At 55.7% G+C, this 3,333-nt stretch carries 4 protein-coding genes and 1 pseudogene; all 5 read right to left on the reverse strand.

Going from position 1 to position 3,333, the window contains the following annotated elements:
• On the reverse strand, nt 1–686 hold a 686-nt coding region (locus ACILQA_RS10495; RefSeq protein WP_395629640.1), incomplete at its 3' end, for a GIN domain-containing protein.
• A complete protein-coding gene (locus ACILQA_RS10500; protein WP_395629641.1) occupies nt 659–1,285 on the reverse strand; it encodes a class I SAM-dependent methyltransferase in 627 nt (208 codons plus the stop codon). The genes ACILQA_RS10495 and ACILQA_RS10500, both read right to left, overlap by 28 nt.
• 132 nt (nt 1,286–1,417) lie before the next feature.
• A complete protein-coding gene (locus tag ACILQA_RS10505) occupies nt 1,418–2,665 on the reverse strand; it encodes an FAD-binding domain-containing protein (RefSeq protein ID WP_395629642.1) in 1,248 nt (415 codons plus the stop codon).
• Nucleotides 2,662–3,006, reverse strand: coding sequence for a DUF393 domain-containing protein (locus ACILQA_RS10510; protein ID WP_395629643.1), 345 nt, complete (start codon nt 3,004–3,006; stop codon nt 2,662–2,664). Before ACILQA_RS10510 ends, ACILQA_RS10505 begins: the two co-directional genes overlap by 4 nt.
• Before the next feature lie 116 nt (nt 3,007–3,122).
• A pseudogene (locus ACILQA_RS10515) lies at nt 3,123–3,333 on the reverse strand (CarD family transcriptional regulator); the annotation flags it as partial.

Consider the following 3,333-nt stretch of genomic DNA (forward strand, 5'->3'; position numbering starts at 1 on the left):
TTCACAAAACAACTGCCGTTTCCACCTACATTGATCGATCCGGTTCCCCGATTGAAGATATTGGCCGCTTCGTCGACATGCACGCGGGATTCCCCATTGCCGATATGTTCGAGCCGCACATTGCGCATGGGGACATTGGCCGCATCAAAATACCCGGTGCCATTCAATGTGACGCGCCCGTCACGGACTTTTCCGCTCTTTATGTCGATCCGCCCGTTTCCGTCGATGTCAGCCGAAAATTGGTCGGTGATTAGCCGTTCCACCGCAATGGAACCGTTACCCGCCACGAGCATGCGGGCGGCGTTTTGTTGCTTTACCTCGGAAATTTGCAGGCTTCCATTGCCGCTGACCGTCATATCTTTAATCGCCTGAGTCGATAGCATCACCTCAATCGGCTGCGTCATCGGGACGCCCTGTTCGTTGTTCACAGCACCCTGAAGACGCACACGCAATGTCAGGCCGACACGTTCCAGCTTCAGGGCGTCGAGCACCCTTTTGTCGCCTTTGGCTTTGGCAGATGGCGCTTTGCCTGTTTGCACTTGTACTTTGATGTCGCCGATGACTTGAATATTTTCAAAGCTGGCGACGAGGATTTTGCGTTCGTCGGCCAGCGCGGGCCGCTCAGCAAAAAATCCGACGAACAGCGAGATGGCAACAATTAATGTGCCAACGTTGCCTCGCCCCATTCCACCCAGCCAAGCCATTTCGGTGTCCTTTTCATATAATGTCCCTGCGGCGCATCACACACAAAGCCAGCATCAGATATGGCCCCAGTTACGGGTCGGGTCAAATGGCATCCGCCGGCAATATGTTTCCAAAAAGGCTCAATCCGATTTTGCCAGATTGCCGCAGCGGGCTCTGGCGCTTTGCCATGCTCCAAAAATATCAGCCGCCCGCCGGGCCGCAGGACGCGCCGGACCTCCGAAAGCGCGGCGGTGGGATCTTGAACCGAACATAATGTGAAAGTGGTGACGACAGTATCAAAGCTGCTGCTTTCAAATGGCAGCGCCTCTGCAATGCCGCTTGCGAAGTTGGCGCTTCGGCCTGATCGCAAGAGCGCATCTTGCGCGCGGCCAAGCAATTCCGGCGAGGGATCAACACCCGATAGAGATCGCACCTGCGACCAATCGTAAAACTGCAGATTGGTTCCGCCGCCACAGCCCAGTTCCAGAATGTCCCCTGATGCGCGCGGAATGACCTTTGCGCGATCACGCATCACCGCAGCCTGCGTGCAGGCGCAACCAATAAGGCGGGGCACGACGTGCCGGTCCCACCAACCGTTCATGCGCTGGTACCCGTAGGTTTAACATCCCCGGCAGAGTCCGAAACGGAATATCCACACGCGGCGCGGGCTATCGCGGCAAATGGCAGGAACAATGTGATTTTACGCATGGGTCAATCTCCTTGTGTATCGTGGTTATGATGCACTTCGGGAATGTAACTCAAGAGCAAATTGCATGCTGTCCTTCGAACCTATTTCACCTAAGATTTTCGGGATTTTTTCTTTGAAGGGGAAAAAGCCCTTGGTCGCATGTGGCCAGAATTTCTCGTCCCAGCTTCGACGGATTTGGACCAGCGGGATGCCTTCCTGTTCCAGACGCGGAGCGAATTTGGCGAACAGGTCAGCAACCGGACCCACCGGCGCGTAAGCGGTGATAATCTGTTCGGTGCCTGCTTGCTTTGCCTGTGTGATCAAGGTTTCGATATCGAGTGTATCGAGAATATCCGTGGGACATTGAAACGCAGTGCTGACCCGTTCTGCGGCGTCACGTGACGCGCTTGCGACGAAACCCCGCGCATTGTCGCCCCATAAAGTTGTGGCATCGGCGGCGACAAATGCGGCCTTGATTGCCGGCGAAGGAGCAAAGAGCGACTCTGGGTTCATGTCATCCGGCGTTACCAACAACAATGCCGGCTTTTGCCCGTCCCATTGCGCGGCGAGGGGAACGGGACGCGGATTTGCGACGGTCAAATAAGGTGGAATTACGGCCGTCGTTGCCAGCCCTTTTGGTGCAAATCGTCCATTGGTATAGCGCGCGATATTGTCTGTCGTCGCGAGATAGGTTTTGCCAGCGGTTTGCAAGCCAGCCACCCAGCGCCATGACAATGTATTGCTCGCTGCATCGGCGTCAACCAAGTGGCGCAGGAAGAAGTCTGCCCCCAACGCCCATGGCAGGCGCAGTGTAAAAATCCATATTGAGGCAAACCACATTCTTGCGTGATTGTGGAGATAGCCCGTTTCCACCAGCTCGCGTGCCCAATCGTCAAAGCCTTCAATGCCGGTCTGCCCAGCCTCAGCATTGCGGATTGCGCGCGCGTTGGGAAAACTATCGCGCTGACGGTCGCGTTCTTCTTGAAACTGCGTCCACACGGACGGGCGCATTTCCAGCCAACCCTTCCAATAAGTGCGCCACAATATTTCCTGAATGAACTTTTCGGCTGCTGCCAGGCTGTGCTGCTCCAGAACCGCTAGGACGGCTTCCTGTTCGGTAATCATCCGATAGCGCAGATAAGGCGAGAGCTTGGAGACAGCACTTGGCTGCTCTGGCCCCGGATCCGTGTTGCGACCAAAGGCATAGTTCTGCCCTGCGCCGGGTATGAACTGGGCAAGGCGCGCGCGTGCGGCGGTCCGCGAGGCGGGAAAAACATCCGATACCACTGTCATGCCAGCAACTTTTGCAAATAAGGGCGGATTTTCAGAAAGCGGACATAAAGCCGCTCGAATATGTCCAAAATAACGGGATTTCGCGCAAGCCAACCAAGGGGTTTAAGCAGGGGAATATGCCGCCACATCGCCGCAAATGCCGCAGCACCCGATAGCATCACCCCATTTTCGCTCGCGTGAAGACGGTCAAGCATCAGCTGCCGGTCGAGCGGGCATATGGCCGTGTCAGGCGCAATATCTTGGAAGTCGATTTTCCGCTGCCAATCGAGACGCCGCATCAGCGCGATTTCACGCACACACAGCGGACATGCGCCGTCATACCAGATGATGAGATTGAACATGCCTCTGTTTAGACGTGTCGCAAGGGGACGTCAGGCTGGGCATAATGTGGTATAACAAAGCGAAAAAAAAGGGCGCCGTTGCCAGCGCCCTTCAAATTTTCCGGTAAGGAAGCTGGTTATTCCGCTTTTTCGTAATATTGCGGAGCCGCTTCATTCAGAATGGCCAAAATCTTCTGCAGAGCCGCTTTTTCGTCGGTCTTTTCCATTGCCGCGAGCTCGCGCGCCAAACGGCTGGATGCCGCTTCAAAAATCTGACGCTCCGAATAGCTCTGCTCAGGCTGGTCATCGGGGCGGAACAAGTCGCGGGTCACTTCGGCGATCGAAACC

This window comes from Sphingorhabdus sp., from assembly GCF_044239005.1.
Lineage (GTDB): Bacteria > Pseudomonadota > Alphaproteobacteria > Sphingomonadales > Sphingomonadaceae > Sphingorhabdus_B.